The organism is Saccharopolyspora indica (genome assembly GCF_027853965.1).
Lineage (GTDB): Bacteria > Actinomycetota > Actinomycetes > Mycobacteriales > Pseudonocardiaceae > Saccharopolyspora > Saccharopolyspora indica.
Genome location: NZ_JAQGLB010000010.1, coordinates 244,765 through 261,376, shown reverse-complemented (window position 1 = coordinate 261,376; position 16,612 = coordinate 244,765). Strand labels below are relative to the sequence as shown.

Genomic DNA, 16,612 nt, shown 5'->3' with positions numbered 1-16,612 from the left:
TGGACCGTGTTGGTGGTCCAGTTCGGCTCTAGTCTCGATTCGGCAGAACACCGAGAGGAAGGCCGAAGGTGACTACCGTCGACGTCAAGGACACCGCCCGCACCTCCCAGACCGGGACCGACGGGGTCAAGCGGGGCATGGCCGAGATGCTCAAGGGCGGCGTGATCATGGATGTGGTCACCCCGGAACAGGCCAAGATCGCCGAGGACGCGGGCGCCGTCGCGGTGATGGCCCTGGAACGGGTGCCCGCCGACATCCGCGTGCAGGGCGGAGTGGCCCGGATGTCCGATCCGGACATGATCGACGGCATCGTCAGCGCCGTGTCGATCCCGGTGATGGCCAAGGCCCGCATCGGGCACTTCGTCGAGGCCCAGGTCCTGCAGTCGCTGGGCGTGGACTACATCGACGAGTCGGAGGTGCTCACGCCCGCCGACGAGGTCAACCACATCGACAAGTGGGCGTTCACCGTGCCGTTCGTGTGCGGTGCGACCAACCTCGGCGAGGCGCTGCGCCGGATCTCCGAGGGCGCGGCGATGATCCGCTCCAAGGGCGAGGCCGGCACCGGCAACGTGGTCGAGGCGACGCGGCACATGCGCCAGATCCGCGCCGACATCCGGCGGCTGTCGGTGCTGGACGACGACGAGCTCTACGTGGCGGCGAAGGAGCTGCGCGCGCCGGTGCAGCTGGTGCGGGAGATCGCTCGCACCGGGAAGCTCCCGGTGGTGCTGTTCACCGCGGGCGGCATCGCGACCCCGGCGGACGCGGCGATGATGCGCCAGCTGGGCGCGGAGGGCGTGTTCGTCGGCTCGGGCATCTTCAAGTCCGGTGACCCGGTCAAGCGCGCGGAAGCGATCGTGAAGGCGACGACGTTCTACGACGACCCGGACGTGATCGCGAAGGTCTCCAGGGGCCTCGGCGAAGCGATGGTCGGCATCAACCTGGACGACCTCTCCGAGCAGCAGCGCTACGCCCAGCGCGGCTGGTGACCCGGCTCAGCTGAGGCTCGGAGCGCACCCGGCCAGTTCAAAGCCCGTGAGCGTTTTGTGGTGCTATAACCCCACAAAACGCTCACGGGTTTTTGGCCGAGCGGTGGACCGCGGTGAGGCGCTGGACGATGGTGATCAGGGTGAGCAGGACCAGGAGCCAGATCGCCACGTCCAGGACGTGGGGGACGCCGAGGCCGTGCAGGCCGGTGCCCACGAGGATCACCAGGAAGCGCTCGGCCCGTTCGGCCAGGCCGCCGTCGGCGCTCAGGCCGTTGGCCTCCGCGCGTGCTTTGACGTAGGAGATCACCTGGGCGCCGACCAGGCAGATCAGCAGGCCGAGGCCGCGCGCGCGGTCCACCTCGACCACCAGCGACCACCACACCAGCGCGCCGAACAGCGCGCCGTCGACGAGCCGGTCGCAGCTCGCGTCGAGCACTCCGCCGAACCGGGTCGCGCAGCCCCCGGCGCGGGCCATCGCACCGTCGAGGATGTCGAAGAGCAGGAACACCGCGACCACCACGGTGCCCACGAACAGCTCGCCGCGCGGGAAGAACCACAGCGCGGCCGCGATGCTGGCGACCGTCCCGGTCAGGGTCACCGCGTTCGGCGACAGGCCGAGCCGGACCAGGCCCGCACCGATCGGGTTTGTCAGTCGGGACATCGAGGCCCGCGCGAAGATGTTGAGCATTGCTTGAGGGGTCAGCCGCCTGTGCTTGTCGTGTGCCGTGCCAGCAGACTAGCCCGCGCTGATCACCGACGTCGGCGGACGCGGCCGTCGGTGACCTCCACCACAGGGTGGAATCATTGAAGGTTCAACGGTGTTGGTGCCGGTCAGAACTCCCCGCTGCTCCAGGCGCGGCAGGTCGGAGTTCGAAGCCGACTCGCACGCCACACCTTTGGAGACACCATGACCGCCACCGCGCAGATCCCCGGCTACGTCGCGGGCACCTGGGACATCGACAGCGTCCACTCGGACATCCAGTTCACCGTGCGGCACATGGGCGTGGGCAAGTCCCGCGGCCGCTTCGGCAGCTTCCAGGGCGAGATCGTCACCGCGGCGAACCCGCTGGACTCCTCGGTCACCGCGACCATCGAGACCGCCTCGATCGACACCGGCAACGCCGACCGGGACGCCCACGTGCGCAACCCCGACTTCCTGGACGCCGAGCAGTTCCCGACCGCCACCTTCCGCTCCACCGGCGTCCGCCAGGACGGCGAGGACTTCGTCATCGACGGCGAGTTCACCCTGCACGGCGTCACCAAGCCGGTGTCGCTGGAGACCGAGCTGGGCGGCTTCACCGAGGACGGCCTGCTGGGCCTGTCCGCGAAGGTCGTCCTCAACCGCACCGACTTCGGCGTCGGCCCGGCAGGTGGCGCCATGGTCGGCGAGAAGATCACCATCACCCTCGACGTCGAGGCCCGCCTCCGCGGCTGAGGCACCGAACGCGAAACGAGGGCCGGGGAAGCGCTGCTTCCCCGGCCCTCGTCGTCTTCGCGGGCGTTCAGTCCGCCGCGGTCCAGGCCTCGGCGAGGAGGGCCCGGGTTTCGCCGAGGAGCTGGGGCAGGACCTTGGTGTGGCCGATGACCGGCATGAAGTTCGAGTCACCGCCCCAGCGGGGCACCACGTGCTGGTGCAGGTGCGCGGCGATGCCCGCACCCGCCACCGGGCCCTGGTTGAGCCCGATGTTGAACCCGTGCGGCGCCGACACCCGGCGGATCACCCGCATGGCGCGCTGCGTGTACTCCGCCACCGCCACCGTCTCCGCCGCAGTCAGCTCGGTGTAGTCGGCCACGTGCCGGTACGGCAGCACCATCAGGTGACCCGGGTTGTACGGGTACAGGTTGAGGATCGCGAAGACCAGCTCGCCGCGCGCCACGATCAGCGTCTCGGCGTCCGGCCGCCCGGACTCCAGCAGGCGGCAGAACGGGCAGCCGTCGCTGTCGTCGCCCTCCGGCTTGCCCTCGCCCTGGATGTAGGCCATCCGGTGCGGGGTCCACAACCGCTGCAACGCGTCCTGGACCCCGACCCCCGGCTGCTCGGTCAGCTCCGCGTTCACGCCGTCCCCGCCTGGAAGTTCTCCGCGGTCGGCGAGGCGTTCTCGCGGCGCTGCACCCAGTCGACCAGCGCGTCGACCGCGGTGTCCACCGGCACGCCGTTGATCTGGGTGCCGTCGCGGAACCGGAACGACACCGCGCCCGCCTCCACGTCCTTGCCGCCCGCCAGCAGCAGGAACGGCACCTTCTGCGTGGTGTGGGTGCGGATCTTCTTCTGCATCCGGTCGTCGCTGGTGTCGATGTCGACGCGGATCCCCTTGGCCCGCAACGACTCCGCCACCTGCTGCAGGTGCTCGACGTGCTCGTCGGCGATCGGGATGCCGACCACCTGCACCGGCGCGAGCCAGGCCGGGAAGGCACCGGCGTAGTGCTCGGTGAGCACGCCGAAGAACCGCTCGATGGAGCCGAACAGCGCCCGGTGGATCTTGATCGGCCGCTGCTTGCTGCCGTCCGGCGCGGTGTACTCCAGGTTGAACCGCTCCGGCAGGTGGTAGTCGACCTGGATGGTCGACATCTGCCAGCTGCGGCCCAGCGCGTCCTTGGCCTGCACGGAGATCTTCGGGCCGTAGAAGGCCGCGCCGCCCGGGTCCGGCACCAGCTCCAGGCCGGATTCCTCGGCCGCGCTGCGCAGCGCCTCGGTGGCGACCTCCCAGCTCTCGTCGTCGCCGACGTACTTCTCGTCGTTGCGGGTGGACAGCTCCAGGTAGAAGTCGTCCAGGCCGTAGTCGCGCAGCAGGTCCAGCACGAAGCCCAGCAGCGACTTCAGCTCGTCCTGCAGCTGGTCGGGCGTGCAGTAGATGTGCGCGTCGTCCTGCGTCATGCCGCGCACCCGGGTCAGCCCGTGCACCACGCCGGACTTCTCGTACCGGTACACCGACCCGAACTCGAACAGCCGCAGCGGCAGCTCCCGGTAGGAGCGCCCGCGGGAGCGGAAGATCAGGTTGTGGAACGGGCAGTTCATCGGCTTGAGGTAGTAGTCGACGCCCGGCTTGCGCAGCTCGCCCTCGGCGTCGCGCTCCTCGTCGAGGTGCATCGCCGGGAACATGCCGTCCTGGTACCAGTCCAGGTGACCGGAGGTCTTGAACAGCGTGTCCTTGGTGATGTGCGGGGTGTTGACGAACTCGTAGCCGGCCTGCTCGTGCCGCTTGCGGGAGTAGTCCTCCAGCTCGCGGCGGATGATGCCGCCCTTGGGGTGGAACACCGGCAGCCCGGAGCCGATCTCCTCCGGGAAGGAGAACAGGTCGAGCTCGGAGCCGAGCCTGCGGTGGTCGCGGCGCTCGGCCTCGGCCAGCAGCTCCAGGTGCTCCTCGAGCTTGTCCTTGGACTCCCACGCGGTGCCGTAGATCCGCTGCAGCTGCTGGTTGTTCTGGTTGCCGCGCCAGTAGGCCGCGGCCACCCGCATCAGCTTGAACGCCGGGATGAACCGGGTGTGCGGCACGTGCGGGCCGCGGCACAGGTCGCCCCAGACGACCTCGCCGTGCCGGTCGACGTTGTCGTAGACGGTCAGCTCGCCGCCGCCGACCTCCATCACCTCGCTGGTGTCCACATCGGACTTGAGGTCGACCAGCTCCAGCTTGTACGGCTCACCGGCCAGCTCCTGCTTGGCGGCCTCGACCGACTCCAGGCGGCGGCGGGCGAACTTCTGGCCGGACTTGAGGATCTGCTTCATGCGCTTCTCCAGCGCCTGCAGGTCCTCCGGGGTGAACGGGCGGTCCACGTCGAAGTCGTAGTAGAAGCCGTCCTTGACCGGCGGGCCGATGCCCAGCTTCGCGTCGGGGAACAGGTTCTGCACCGCCTGCGCGAGCACGTGCGCGGCGGAGTGGCGGATCACGCTGCGGCCGTCCTCGGTGTCGGCGGCGACCGCCTCCACCTCGACGTCGGCCTCCGGCGCCCAGGCGAGGTCGCGCAGAGCGCCATCGGCGTCGCGGACCACCACGACGGCGTCGGCGCCCTTGGACGGCAGCCCGGCCTCGGCCACGGCCGCGCCCGCGGTAGTGCCCGCCGGAACCTTCACCCGGAGAGCTTGCTGGGCTTGGGAAGGCTGTACGGACACGTTCACTCCTCGGCTGGGCCGGTCGCCGACCGGCGCGGACACGCTTCGCACCACGATGCTATCGGCTGGTCGCGGACTGTTTTCGGCCGCGTCAGCCCTCCTGCTCCACGACGAGCTCCTCCAGCTCCAGCGCCGAGACCCGGCCCCCGGTGAACGGCCCCAGCGCCATCGACACGCCCAGCTCCTGCAGGCGGCGGGCCTGCAGCTCGTCGCGCACGCCCGAGGCGCTGACCGGCAGGCCGAGCAGCTCCGCGGCCCCGCAGGCGGCCGACACCAGGTGCTGGTCCAGCGGGGCGGGCCCGTCCGGGTCGGTGAAGCTGTCCAGGTGCGAGCCCTCGATGCGCGCCATGCCCAGCGGCAGGTCCTTCAGCCGCGGCATCCGGGCGTAGTCCTCGCCGAACTCGTAGACGCACAACCGCAGGCCCATCTCGGCGAGGATCTCCAGCGTGTCCAGCGGGTCGCCCTGCACGTCGAACAGGCTGGACTCGGGCAGGCCGAGCGCCAGGTGCCCGGGCGGCAGCCCGGTCTTGCCGAGGATGCGCTGCACGTCGGCGACCAGCTCGGGGTCCCGGCAGTGCCGCGGTGACAGGCGCACCGCGGCGATCGGGGCCGCCGGCCCCAGCCGCTCCACCCAGCGCGCGGCCTGCTCGCACACCTGCTCCAGCGCCCAGCTGCCGAGCCGGGTGATCAGCCCGGTCTCCTCGGCCAGCCCGAGGAAGCGGTCCTCGCCGAGCTCGCCGAACTCCGGGTGGTCCCAGCGGACCGTGGAGGCGGCCCCGACGTAGCGGCCGGTGGCCAGTTCCACGATCGGCTTGTACTCGACGAACAGCTCGTACTGCTCGATCGCGGCGGGCAGTTCGGCGGAGAGCTTGAAGCGGTCGCGCGCCTGCGCGTTGCGCTCCGGGTCGAAGAGCACCCACTGCGCCCGGCCGTCCTGCTTGGCCCGGTAGAGGGTGATGTCGGCGTCGCGCAGCAGCGCCTCGGCGTCGGTGCCGGCGACCGGACGCTCCACGATCCCGACGCTGGCCGAGGCGCTGAGCTCGTGCGAGCCGATGCGCGCGGGGCTGGTGATCTCCGCCAGCAGCGTCTCGACCAGCGCCACCAGGTCGCCGGAGCCGGTCGAGTCCGGCACCAGGACGACGAACTCGTCACCGCCCATCCGCGCGGCCAGCGCGCCCCGCGCGGCGGCCTGCAACCGCTGGGCGACGGTGCGCAGCAGCTGGTCGCCGATCGGGTGGCCGAGGCTGTCGTTGACCGCCTTGAACCCGTCGAGGTCGAAGAAGCACAGCCCCACCCGCCTGCCGGGGCGGGTCTCCTCCAGCGCCTTGTCCAGGCCGGACTGCAACTGGGTCCGGTTCGCCAGGCCGGTGAGCGGGTCGTGCACGGCCTGCCGGCGGAACTGCTCCTGGAGCATGTGCCGGTCGGTGATGTCCTCGTAGAGCACCACCTGGTAGTCCGGTTCGCCGCGGGCGTCGCGGACCAGGGAGGCCGACAGCTGGGTCCACACGTGCGAGCCGTCCGGCGCGGTGAACCGGGTGTCGAGCTGGTAGCGGTCGTCGCTCGCGCCGACCAGGCCGTCGTTGGCGGCCTGCAGCTCGGCCACCCAGTCGTCGTCGGTCAGCTCGAAGATGGTGTGGCCGACCAGTTCCTCGTCGGTGCGCCGGAAGATCCGGCGCATCGCGGCGTTGGCCTCCTCGATGGTGCCGTCGAGCCGGACGACGGCGATGCCCAGCGCGGAGGAGATGACCACGGCGCGGGAGCGGGCCTCGCTGGCGCGCAACGCCTCCTCGGCGGCGTCGCGGGCGGCCGACGCGGCCCGCTGGATCAGCGCCTGCTCGGCCAGCGTCTGCTCGCGCAGCGCCCCGGCGTACCCGGCGGCCAGTTCGCCGAGCACTTCGATCAGCCGGGCCGGTTCCACCGCGCGGAGAGCGGGCAGCGCGGTCATCAGGTGCTGGAGCGTGCCGGACAGCGCTGCGGAGGTGGTGAAGTGCACGTCGACCAGCTTTCTGCCGACACCGGTGGCGGCGGCGATCGGTCCGCCGTCGAGCGCGGCCAGCAGGTCGTCCAGGCACCGGGCCAGGAAGGTCTCTAGCTCGGGGCGCCCCATCGCGACGTAGCTGGTGTGGATGACCCGGCGGGTCCACTCCTTCACCACTTCGTCGTGTTCCGGTGCTCCGCCGGAGGCCTGAGCTGGCAAAGAGATCACACCTTGCGTCCGACTGCGCCGTAGACGATGGACCGCTCCGGCTTCTCCCAGACGTCCTCCTCGGTGTCCGGCCGCCAGTCCGGGACGTAGACCACGCCGGGCTCGACGAGCTCGAAGTCGCCGACCAGCTCGGCGACCTCGTCGCGGGTGCGCAGCGTGACCGGGTTGATGCTGTCCTCGTAGAGCTTCACGAGCCCCTGCACGCCCTCCATGTAGTGGTCGCCGGTGACGTGCGAGAAGCCGAGGTGGCTGCCCGCCGGGAGGCGCTCGTAGTAGCGGCGGATCACCTCGCGCGGGTTGCTGCTGTCCGGGACGAAGTGCACCAGGGCGACCATCATGACGGCGATGGGCTGGGTGAAGTCGAGCATCCGCTGCGTCTCGGGCGCGTCCAGGACGCCTTCGACGTCGAGCAGGTCGGCTTGCACGATGGTGGCCCGCTCGGTGTCGCCCAGGATGGCGCGGCTGTGCGCGACCGCGACCGGCTCGTTGTCCACGTAGACCACGCGGGACTCCGGGTCCGCGGCCTGGGCGATCTCGTGCACGTTGCCCACCGTCGGGATCCCGGAGCCGATGTCCAGGAACTGCCGGATGCCCTGGTCCAGGCAGTAGCGCACCGCGCGCCGCAGGAAGGCGCGGTTGTTGATCGCGATCTCCTGGACGTTGGGCACCACTTCCATGACCTTGCGGCCGAGCTCGCGGTCCACCTCGAAGTTGTACGCGCCACCTAAGTAGAAGTCGTAGCACCTGGCTGCGCTGGGCTTGTCCAGGTCGACGCCCTCGGGCGCCCAGTCCGGCCGCTGCTGCATCTCGCGTGACCTCCAGCCGTTGGTCCGCCCGGCCACCGAGATCATCTCTGCGTCGTCGAGCGAGGTAGCCACCGCGACCGGAACGTTGATCAAGCGGGGATCCTACTGTCACCCGCCGCATCTAGTCACGCACTCTGCGTTCCGGCCGATCGGATCCGGGTTCCGGTATGAGCATTGTCACCGTCCGCATGGCGGGATCCGGGGTAAGGGATACCTAAGCTGGAGGGGTCTTGGTGGACGCCACCAGGCCCAGTCGTGATGGGCCAGTCAGCGAGCACTCCGGGCCGGCCGAGGACCGCGCGGGGTAGGAGGAGATGGAATGACTCGCCCTCTGCGGGTAGCGATCGTCGGCAGCGGACCGGCCGGTGTGTACGCGGCCGACATCCTGACCAAGTCCGAGACCCCGGTCGAGATCGACCTGCTGGACCGGATGCCCGCGCCCTACGGTCTGATCCGCTACGGCGTGGCGCCCGACCACCCGCGCATCAAGGGCATCGTCAGCGCGCTGCACAGGGTGCTGGAGAAGCCGGAGATCCGCTTCCTCGGGCACGTCGACTACGGCGTGGACGTCAAGCTGGACGACTTGCGGCACCACTACGACGCGGTCATCTTCGCCACCGGCGCGGACCAGGACCGCCCGCTGGACATCCCCGGCATCGACCTGCCGCACAGCTTCGGCGCCGCCGACTTCGTCTACTGGTACGACGGCTACCCGGAGGCGCCGCGCGAGTGGACGCTGGACGGCGAGCAGGTCGCGGTGATCGGCGCGGGCAACGTGGCGCTGGACGTGGCCCGCGTGCTGGCCAAGCAGGCCGACGACCTGCTGAGCACCGAGATCCCGGAGAACGTGCACCGCGGCCTGAAGGATTCGCGGGTCACCGACGTGCACCTGTTCGCCCGGCGCGGTCCGGCGCAGGCCAAGTTCACCCCGCTGGAGCTGCGCGAGCTCGACCACCAGGACGACGTCGAGGTCATCGTGCACCCGGAGGGCTTCGAGCTCGACGAGGCCAGCGAGGAGGCGATCCGCACCAACAACCAGGTGAAGACGATCGTCAAGACGCTGCAGGACTGGGCGCTGCGCGACCCGAAGAACGACACCGCGCGGCGGCTGCACCTGCACTTCCTGCGCGCGCCGGTCGAGGTGCAGGGCACCGACCGGGTCGAGGGCTTCAAGGTCGAGGTCATGGAGCTCACCGGTGACGGCAACGTGCGCGGCACCGGCGAGTACGAGACGTACCCGGCGCAGCAGGTCTACCGCGCGGTGGGCTACCTGAGCTCGCCGCTGGCCGACATCCCGTTCGACCACGCCGCGGGCGTCGTGCCCAACGACGGCGGCCGGGTGCTGGACCTGGACGGCGAGCACATGCCCGGCGTCTACACCACGGGCTGGATCAAGCGCGGCCCGGTGGGCCTGATCGGCCACACCAAGGGCGACGCGCTGGAGACGATCAACAACCTGCTGGCCGACCTGGAGTCGATGCCGCAGGCGGAGGAGCCCTCGGCCGAGAGCATCCTGCGGCTGCTGGAGGAGCGCGGCGTGGAGTACACGACGTGGGAGGGCTGGGGCCGCCTGGACGCCCACGAGAAGGCGCTGGGCGAGGCTCAGGGCCGCGAGCGGGTCAAGGTCGTCCCCCGCGACGAGATGGTGCGCATCTCCCGCGCGGAGTGACTTTCTCCCGCTCCCGCAGTGCTTTTCGACGGCACCTCCGACCGCCCGGCCGGAGGTGCCGTCGCAGTTGATCTGCTGCCAGGGTGAAATCCGGCAACGCGGCGCTGGCAACCGGGTGAAACTTCGCGGCCGCGAAGCCGCCCCTCCCTATCGTCCGAGCCATGACACTCCCCACCGAGCCCATCGGCAGCATCCCCCGGCCGCAGGAGCTCCAGCACGGCCTCGCCGCGCACGCCCGCGGAGAGATCGACGACGCGGCTCTCGCCGCGCTCCAGGACCAGGCGACCACCGACACCCTGACCAGGCTGGCGAAGCTGGGGTGCCCCGTCGTGGTGGACGGCGAGCAGCGCAAGCCGAGCTTCCTCACCTACCCGATCGCCGGTCTCGACACCCTGTCCCCGGACGGCGCGGTCATCCCGTTCGCCGACGGGCACACCAGGCAGCTGCCCGCCCTGACCGCGGGACCGTTCCGCTACCAGGCCCACGCCGACAGCTACCTGCGCAGCGCCCGCGAACACACCGACCTGCCGGTCAAGCAGGCGGTCATCGCCCCGTCCGCGCTGAGCCTGCTCTACCCGGCGGAGGGCATCGACGGCTACTCCCGCGAAGCGTTCCTCCAGGACCTCGCCGACGAGGCCGAAGCCGACATCCGCCGCTGCCTGGAAGCCGGTGCGCACCGCGTCCAGCTGGACTTCACCGAGGCCCGGCTGTCGCTCAAGCTGGATCCGTCGGGTGGTCTGCTCGACGACTTCATCGCGCTGAACAACTCGGTGCTCGACCGGTTCGGCCCGGAGGAGCAGGCCCGGATCGGGGTGCACACGTGCCCAGGCGGGGACCACGATTCGACGCACAGCGCGGACGTGGACTACGCGGGCCTGCTGCCGAAGCTGTTCGGCCTGCAGGTCGGCAACTTCTACGTCCAGCTGGCCAGCGAAGCCGATCCCGACCGCGTGCTCGGCATCATCGCCGACCACCTCCGGCCGGGAATCCGGGTGTTCGTCGGCGTGACCGACCCGATCGACCCGCGCGTCGAGACGCCGGAGGAGGTGCGCGACCGGGTGCTGGCGGCGGCCCGCCACCTCCCCGCGGACCAGCTGGGCACCTGCGACGACTGCGGTTTCTCCCCGTTCGCCGACGACACCTCCACCTCCCGCGACACGGCCTTCGCCAAGATCGAAGCCCGGGTCCGGGGCACGGCCATGGCCGCTGAGGCCCTCGGCCTGTAGCACCGGCAGGGGAATTCCGCGTGCCGGACACCTCGGCGAGGTGTCCGGCTCTGCCGTTATGCCGAACGTTGTCCGGCCTGTCGGCCGCCGGAGGTACTACGGTGTCGGTGTCGCCACTCGCATCGCGCAAAGGACGGGCACGTTGACCGAGATCCCGGACACCACGCCAGCCGAACTCGACACCGCCCTGCAGCGGGCCGCCGAAGCCGCCGAGGCGTTCGGCGCGCAGTCCCCCGCCACCCGCGCCAGGCAGATCCGCGCCGTCGCCGACGCGCTCGACGCCGCCGCGGGCGAGCTCGTGCCGCTGGCCATGGCCGAGTCCAACCTGTCCGAGGGGCGGCTGACGGGTGAGCTCAAGCGCACCACGTTCCAGCTGCGGCTGTTCGCCGGAGTTCTCGACGACGGCGGCCACCTCCAGGCCACTGTGGACAGCGCGGACCCGGACTTCCCGCTGGGCGCCAAGCCCGATCTGCGCCGCGTCCTGGTGCCGGTGGGCCCGGTGCTGGTGTTCGCGGCGAGCAACTTCCCGTTCGCGTTCTCCGTCGCGGGCGGCGACACGGCCTCGGCGCTGGCCGCCGGCTGCCCGGTCGTGCTCAAGGCGCACCCGGGGCACCCGCGGCTTTCCGCGCGCACCGGCGAGATCCTCACCGCCGCCCTGGCCGAATCCGGCGCTCCGGACGGGGTTTTCCACGTCGTGCTGGGCTTGGAAGCCGGTGCGGTGGCGCTGCGGGATCCCCGGGTCAAGGCGGCGGCGTTCACCGGCTCGGTCCCGGCGGGCCGGGCGCTGTTCGACATCGCCAACTCCCGCCCGGCGCCGATCCCGTTCTTCGGTGAGCTGGGCAGCCTCAACCCGGTCTTCGCCGCTCCCGGAGCGATTCGCGCGCGCGGTCCGGAGATCGCCGAGGGCTACGTGACGTCGTACTCCGGCAACGCGGGCCAGCTCTGCACCAAACCAGGGCTGCTGTTCCTGCCCGCCGACCACGGTCTGGACGAGCTGCTGGCCGCGGAGTCGAAGGCCGTGGCAGCGCACAAGATGCTCAACGAGCGGTTGCACGAGGGCTACTGCGACCGCCGCGCCGCGGTGACCGAGGTGCCGGGCGTGCGGGTGCTGGCGGAGGGCGGCGTCGACGACGGCGCGGCGCCGACGCTGCTGAGCACCGACGTCGCCACGCTGCTGGCCAACCGCGAGGCGCTGCTGGAGGAGGTCTTCGGCCCGCTGTCCATCGTGGTCACCTACGCCTCCGAGGACGAAGCCCGCCGAGCTGCCGAAGCGTTCGAGGGCAACCTCACGGCGACCCTGCACGCCGAGGATTCGGATGCCGAATTCGCCGCAACCCTGGTGAGCCGCCTGCGCGACCGGGCGGGCAGGCTCCTCTTCAACGGCTGGCCGACCGGCGTCGCGGTCTCCCCCGCGATGCACCACGGAGGCCCCTACCCGGCGACGACGGACGCCCGCTTCACCTCGGTGGGCACGACGGCGATCGACCGCTTCCTCCGCCCGGTCACCTACCAGAACGTCCCCCAGAACCTCCTCCCGGAAGCGCTCCGCGACGAAAACCCCTGGGGAATCCCGCAGACCAGGCACGAGCCGAGGTGATCGCCCGAGGTGCCGGGTCTCCGAGCCCGGCACCTCTCAGAACGCCGGAACGTCCCACGCCCGGACGACGCCACCGGCGGCGTAGGTGAACAGCGTGCGGCCATCGGCGCTGAGCTCCCAGCTGTCGAGCGCGCGCACCAGTCCGGTCACATCGGTGATGTGCAGCGTGGCGCCGCTGCTGATGTTCTTGATGATTCCCTCGTTGCGGGAAGTCACCACGACCTGCCCGCCGTCGGCGACCGACACCCGGCAGGGACCCGCAGGTGCGCAGGCGTTGTCGGCGACCTTCTCGGAGATCCCGCTGAGGTAGCCCCACTTCCACAGCTCGCCCCGCGCGTTGACCAGGAGCAGGCTCTCGAAGTCCGACGACTCCACCAACTGCCAGTAGTACGGCGAAACAGGACCGCCCGGGAGGGGCGCGGTGGCAGCAGCGGCCCACTTCCCGCTCTCCACGTCGAAGGTGATCGCACTCCGCCGGAAGGGATTGACGACCGCGACGGACTTCCCACCGGGACCGTACTTGACGATGCCCCACAAGGGGACGGGCACCGACCGCACCACGCGCCCACCGGCGACTTCGCGGACCTCCAGCAGGGATTCGTCGCCCCCGACGCGCAGGCTCAGCGCAATCCTGGAACCGTCCGGGGAGATCTGCGCCGAGTGCACCGAACCACCCTCGGGGAGCGGAAAGGAATCGCCCGACAGCAGGTCCACAACGCTCTCAGCGCCCTTGCCGTCATCGCTGTTGATGAGGTAGCCGGACCGGTCGAGCCCGGCATCGTTGTAAGGATTGACCGGAGCAGCGAACTCGCGCGGCGCACCAGCCGGGAGGAACGCAGCGGTCACGCCGCCGAGCACGACGAGCGAAGCGACGATGCCGACCCCCGTCCACCCGAATTTCGCGCGCGGCGAAGGCGTTTCGCGGTGGTGCCCCGGGTGCTGGACCGCGAGGTGCGCGCGGAGCACGTCGTGGCGCAGCTGGTAGGCGGAACCGGCCTGCCGCAGCACACCGATCGCGTGCGCGTTGCGCAGGAACGCGGTGAGCCGCCACGGGAGCTGCCCGCGCACCGCCAGCCACGACCTGGCGATGGTGTAGGAGACCCAGGCGCTGCCCGAGCAGCACAGCACGGCCGCCATCACCAGCACCCCGCACGCGGTGAACAACTCCCGGTAGTTGTCCTCGACCGACCACGCGCCGAAGACGAGCCCCAGCAGTGGAACACCGCTCACCAGGGTCGCCAGCAGCATCGCCGCGCGATCACCGCGAAGCACGGCGCGCGGCGAGTTCCCCACCTCGACGGAAGAAGGCGATGCGAGCCAGCGCGCCGCCCCGATCGGCAGCCCCACGAACACCGCGAAGATCAGCGACACCGCGGTGCTGGAGAACGCGGTGGTCGAGACGACATCAGCGGAATCGGGCGCGATCGTCAGGAATCTCAGCTTTCCCACGAAGAAGAACAGCCACACCAGCACCCCGGAGAGCAGCCCGACGCCCAGGCCGACACCGAGAGCCGGCAGCAGCGTCCGCAGGCGGGGGACGACGCGCTGCGGCATTCCCGCCCGGTACAGGCTCGACACGGCGCAGCTGCCGATGATCGATATCGAGAATATGAGGTCGACGGCCGCCGACTCGAAGCTCAACCGGTTGAGGTAGCCGTAGATCGCCGCTTTCCCGTCGAGCGAACCGGAGAAGTGGACGGCGGCGATGAACAGCAGCGCCATCGCCACCGCGGCGAGCCCGGCCACCGCGGCGTTGCGGAGCATCCTCCCGCCCAGCGCCCGGACCGGACTCCGCTGCGCCTGCGCCGCCGGGAGGCGGGAGACCCGCCCCACGTGCACCCCGATCATCACGACCAGCGGCAGCGCAACCGCCGGGTTCGGCGTGTACAGGTAGTTGTCGTCCGGTACCGCGAGGAAGAAGACACCGGTCAGGACTCCCGCTACCACGGTCGGGATGAGCCATCGGGGCATCGCGCGGGCGAGGCGCCACCACTCGAAGTCGGGATTGCCCTGGCGATCGAGGTGGTGGGCGAGGAAGACCAGCCAGCGCTGGGCCTTCACCCGGTAGCGCTCGTCCGGGTAGACGGCGGGCAGGAACTCCGACAGCAGGTGGGCTTCCGCTTCTTCGGCCGTGCCGAACTCCGCCAGTTCGTCCGGCCTGCTCCCGGGACGGCGGTACGCCCGGCGAGCCAGGATGATCATCAGCGGGGTCGAGAGCAGCCGGGCCAGCGGTCCGTCCGGACGGTCGGCCATGGTGTCGACGACGTCGTCCCAGCGCTGCGCGCCTTCGAGGTCGCGCTGCTCGAAGAACTCCCGCGCGTCCTCGGGTTTGACCGGTTCGATCTCGACCACCGTGGCGTGCACCAGCGCCCCGCCCCGGGACACGGCTGCTTCGAACTCCGCGCTGCGGCAGGTGATCACCATTTCCGGGACCGCGGCGCGGTTGAGCGCGTGCAACGCGCGTTCCAGCAACCGCGGCGGAACCTCGTCCAGCCCGTCGAGCACCGGGAGCAGCCGGCGGTCGGCGAGCAGGTGCTCGACCTGGCGCAACGACACCGCGGGGTAGTCCTCGCTGATCCTGCGGGCGATCCAGTCCTCGATGCGCTCCTTCGGATTCCAGCCCGCCACCGACAACAACACCGGCACCGGTCGTGCTGCGTCGTCGAGGGCGACCAGGGTGAACAGCAGCGCCAGAGTGCTCTTGCCCGCGCCGCGCTCGCCCAGCACCACGAGTTGCCGCCGGGTGTCCTGCTGAAACGCCGTCAGCAATGCCGCCGCAGCGGGCGCGGTCTCATCGGCCGCCTGCAACAGCTCGCCCTGCCGCTGTTCGGCCCGACCTCTTTCAGCCGCGGTCAGCCGCACCTGGACCGGGCGCTCCGTGGGGCGCCACCGGAGGCGCAGCGGCCGGGGATCTTGCAAGCCCCGGTTGTCCCGCTCCTCGGTCCACTGCCTGCGAACCTGCTGCCGCAGCCCGGAAAGCGCCTCGTCCAGCGGGTCGGCGCCGGTCGCCGGCCGGATCGCCCGCCGGATCAGCCACCACTCCAGCGGGCTCCCCGCCCCCAGCAGCAGAGCCGCTTCCGTCCACCAGCCGCCGCCGATCAGCCCGGCCAGCCCGGCCAGCAGGACCGAGCCGACGGCGGCCGGTGCGCGCCACCGGGAACCGCGGCGAGGTCGTCGCCGGTGGAAGTGGACGTCGCCGACGATGGTTCCGGCCTGGACCATCGGGCCCCGGACGGCTCCGGCGTGCTCGTTGCGGTGCGGCTCTGGCGGCAACTCGATCCTCGGATGGTGATCATTCGTGACGGATGCGTCACCATATCGAGATCAAGATCTGCGTTGCTGCCGAATGCTCGAACTCGGCGCCGGCCGAGGATCAGCACCAGAACCGACCGGAGCTAGCCCTTGATCCGGTAGGTGATGTGGGTGACGAGGGAGGCCGGGCGGGCCGAGACGATCTCCAGGTGCTGGGACGGGACACCGTCGAAGAGGCGCTCGCCCGCACCGAGGACGACCGGAGCGACGTGGGTGCGGAGCTCGTCGATCAGGCCCTCGCGCAGGTACTGGTTGACCGTGGCCGCGCCACCGGCGATCGCCACGTCGCGGTCCCCCGCCGCTTCCTTCGCCTGCTTCAGCGCCGCGTGGATCCCCTCGGTGACGAAGGTGAAGGTGGTGCCACCGCCCATGACCAGGGGTTCGCGCGGGTGGTGGGTCAGGACGAAGACCGGCGCGTGGTACGGCGGCTCGTCGCCCCACCAGCCCTTCCAGTCCAGGTCCCACTCGCCGCGCCCCGGGCCGAACATGTTGCGGCCCATCACGTACGCCCCGGCCGCGGTGACCGCCGCCAACTCCGCCTCGTTCTCCTCCGGGGTCTGGAACATCCAGGAGGTCAGCCGGTCGACCGGACCGTCGCCGAACGGCTTGTCGGCGGTCTGACCGGGACCTGCGGTGTACCCGTCGGCCGAGACGGCGAGGTCGCACACGACCTTGGTGCTCATGACTCCTCCTGCGATCTGG

General features: G+C 70.8%; 12 protein-coding genes. 5 read left to right on the top strand and 7 right to left on the bottom strand.

Going from position 1 to position 16,612, the window contains the following annotated elements; all coding sequences use genetic code 11:
- The first annotated feature begins 68 nt into the window (after nt 1-68).
- Nucleotides 69-986, top strand: coding sequence for a pyridoxal 5'-phosphate synthase lyase subunit PdxS (gene pdxS, locus OU416_RS22905; RefSeq protein ID WP_270929062.1), 918 nt, complete (start codon nt 69-71; stop codon nt 984-986).
- An 82-nt stretch (nt 987-1,068) separates the two neighbouring features.
- Here pdxS and pgsA read toward each other — a convergent pair whose 3' ends face one another.
- The gene (gene pgsA, locus OU416_RS22900; protein ID WP_270929061.1) at nt 1,069-1,674 is read right to left on the bottom strand and encodes a phosphatidylinositol phosphate synthase; all 606 of its coding nucleotides are present in this window, start codon (nt 1,672-1,674) and stop codon (nt 1,069-1,071) included.
- Between the two features lie 219 nt (nt 1,675-1,893).
- On the opposite strand from pgsA, the gene OU416_RS22895 reads away from it, so the two are divergent.
- Nucleotides 1,894-2,421: a YceI family protein gene (locus OU416_RS22895; protein WP_270929060.1), complete on the top strand. Its 528-nt coding sequence runs from the start codon at nt 1,894-1,896 to the stop codon at nt 2,419-2,421.
- 67 nt (nt 2,422-2,488) lie between these two features.
- Here the strand turns inward: OU416_RS22895 and OU416_RS22890 are convergent, their stop codons facing one another.
- The 4 genes from OU416_RS22890 to OU416_RS22875 form a co-directional block, all read right to left on the bottom strand.
- Nucleotides 2,489-2,968, bottom strand: coding sequence for an HIT family protein (locus OU416_RS22890; protein WP_270929111.1), 480 nt, complete (start codon nt 2,966-2,968; stop codon nt 2,489-2,491).
- A 71-nt stretch (nt 2,969-3,039) separates the two neighbouring features.
- Nucleotides 3,040-5,055 carry a threonine--tRNA ligase gene (gene thrS, locus OU416_RS22885; RefSeq protein WP_270929110.1) on the bottom strand — a complete coding sequence of 672 codons (2,016 nt, stop codon included), beginning with the start codon at nt 5,053-5,055 and terminating at the stop codon, nt 3,040-3,042.
- Nucleotides 5,056-5,185: 130 nt separating this feature from the next.
- Entirely contained in the window at nt 5,186-7,300 is a 2,115-nt protein-coding gene (locus tag OU416_RS22880; RefSeq protein ID WP_408642286.1) for a putative bifunctional diguanylate cyclase/phosphodiesterase, read from the bottom strand.
- Nucleotides 7,297-8,199: an SAM-dependent methyltransferase gene (locus OU416_RS22875; RefSeq protein WP_333779649.1), complete on the bottom strand. Its 903-nt coding sequence runs from the start codon at nt 8,197-8,199 to the stop codon at nt 7,297-7,299. Before OU416_RS22875 ends, OU416_RS22880 begins: the two co-directional genes overlap by 4 nt.
- 226 nt (nt 8,200-8,425) lie before the next feature.
- Between OU416_RS22875 and OU416_RS22870 the strand changes: the two genes are divergently transcribed.
- The 3 genes from OU416_RS22870 to OU416_RS22860 all read left to right on the top strand — a co-directional run bounded on the left by OU416_RS22870 (nt 8,426) and on the right by OU416_RS22860 (nt 12,598).
- Complete coding sequence (locus OU416_RS22870; protein ID WP_270929058.1) at nt 8,426-9,775, top strand: FAD-dependent oxidoreductase; 1,350 nt, start codon at nt 8,426-8,428, stop codon at nt 9,773-9,775.
- 161 nt (nt 9,776-9,936) lie between these two features.
- Nucleotides 9,937-11,001 (top strand): cobalamin-independent methionine synthase II family protein, encoded by a 1,065-nt coding sequence (locus tag OU416_RS22865; protein ID WP_270929057.1) that lies wholly within the window; start codon nt 9,937-9,939, stop codon nt 10,999-11,001.
- A 151-nt stretch (nt 11,002-11,152) separates the two neighbouring features.
- Nucleotides 11,153-12,598 carry an aldehyde dehydrogenase (NADP(+)) gene (locus tag OU416_RS22860; protein WP_270929108.1) on the top strand — a complete coding sequence of 482 codons (1,446 nt, stop codon included), beginning with the start codon at nt 11,153-11,155 and terminating at the stop codon, nt 12,596-12,598.
- 36 nt (nt 12,599-12,634) lie between these two features.
- On the opposite strand, the gene OU416_RS22855 is transcribed toward OU416_RS22860, so the two are convergent.
- The gene (locus OU416_RS22855) at nt 12,635-15,871 is read right to left on the bottom strand and encodes an NACHT domain-containing protein (protein WP_270929056.1); all 3,237 of its coding nucleotides are present in this window, start codon (nt 15,869-15,871) and stop codon (nt 12,635-12,637) included.
- 122 nt (nt 15,872-15,993) lie between these two features.
- Nucleotides 15,994-16,593 carry a dihydrofolate reductase family protein gene (locus OU416_RS22850; protein WP_270929055.1) on the bottom strand — a complete coding sequence of 200 codons (600 nt, stop codon included), beginning with the start codon at nt 16,591-16,593 and terminating at the stop codon, nt 15,994-15,996.
- Nucleotides 16,594-16,612: the final 19 nt, after the last annotated feature.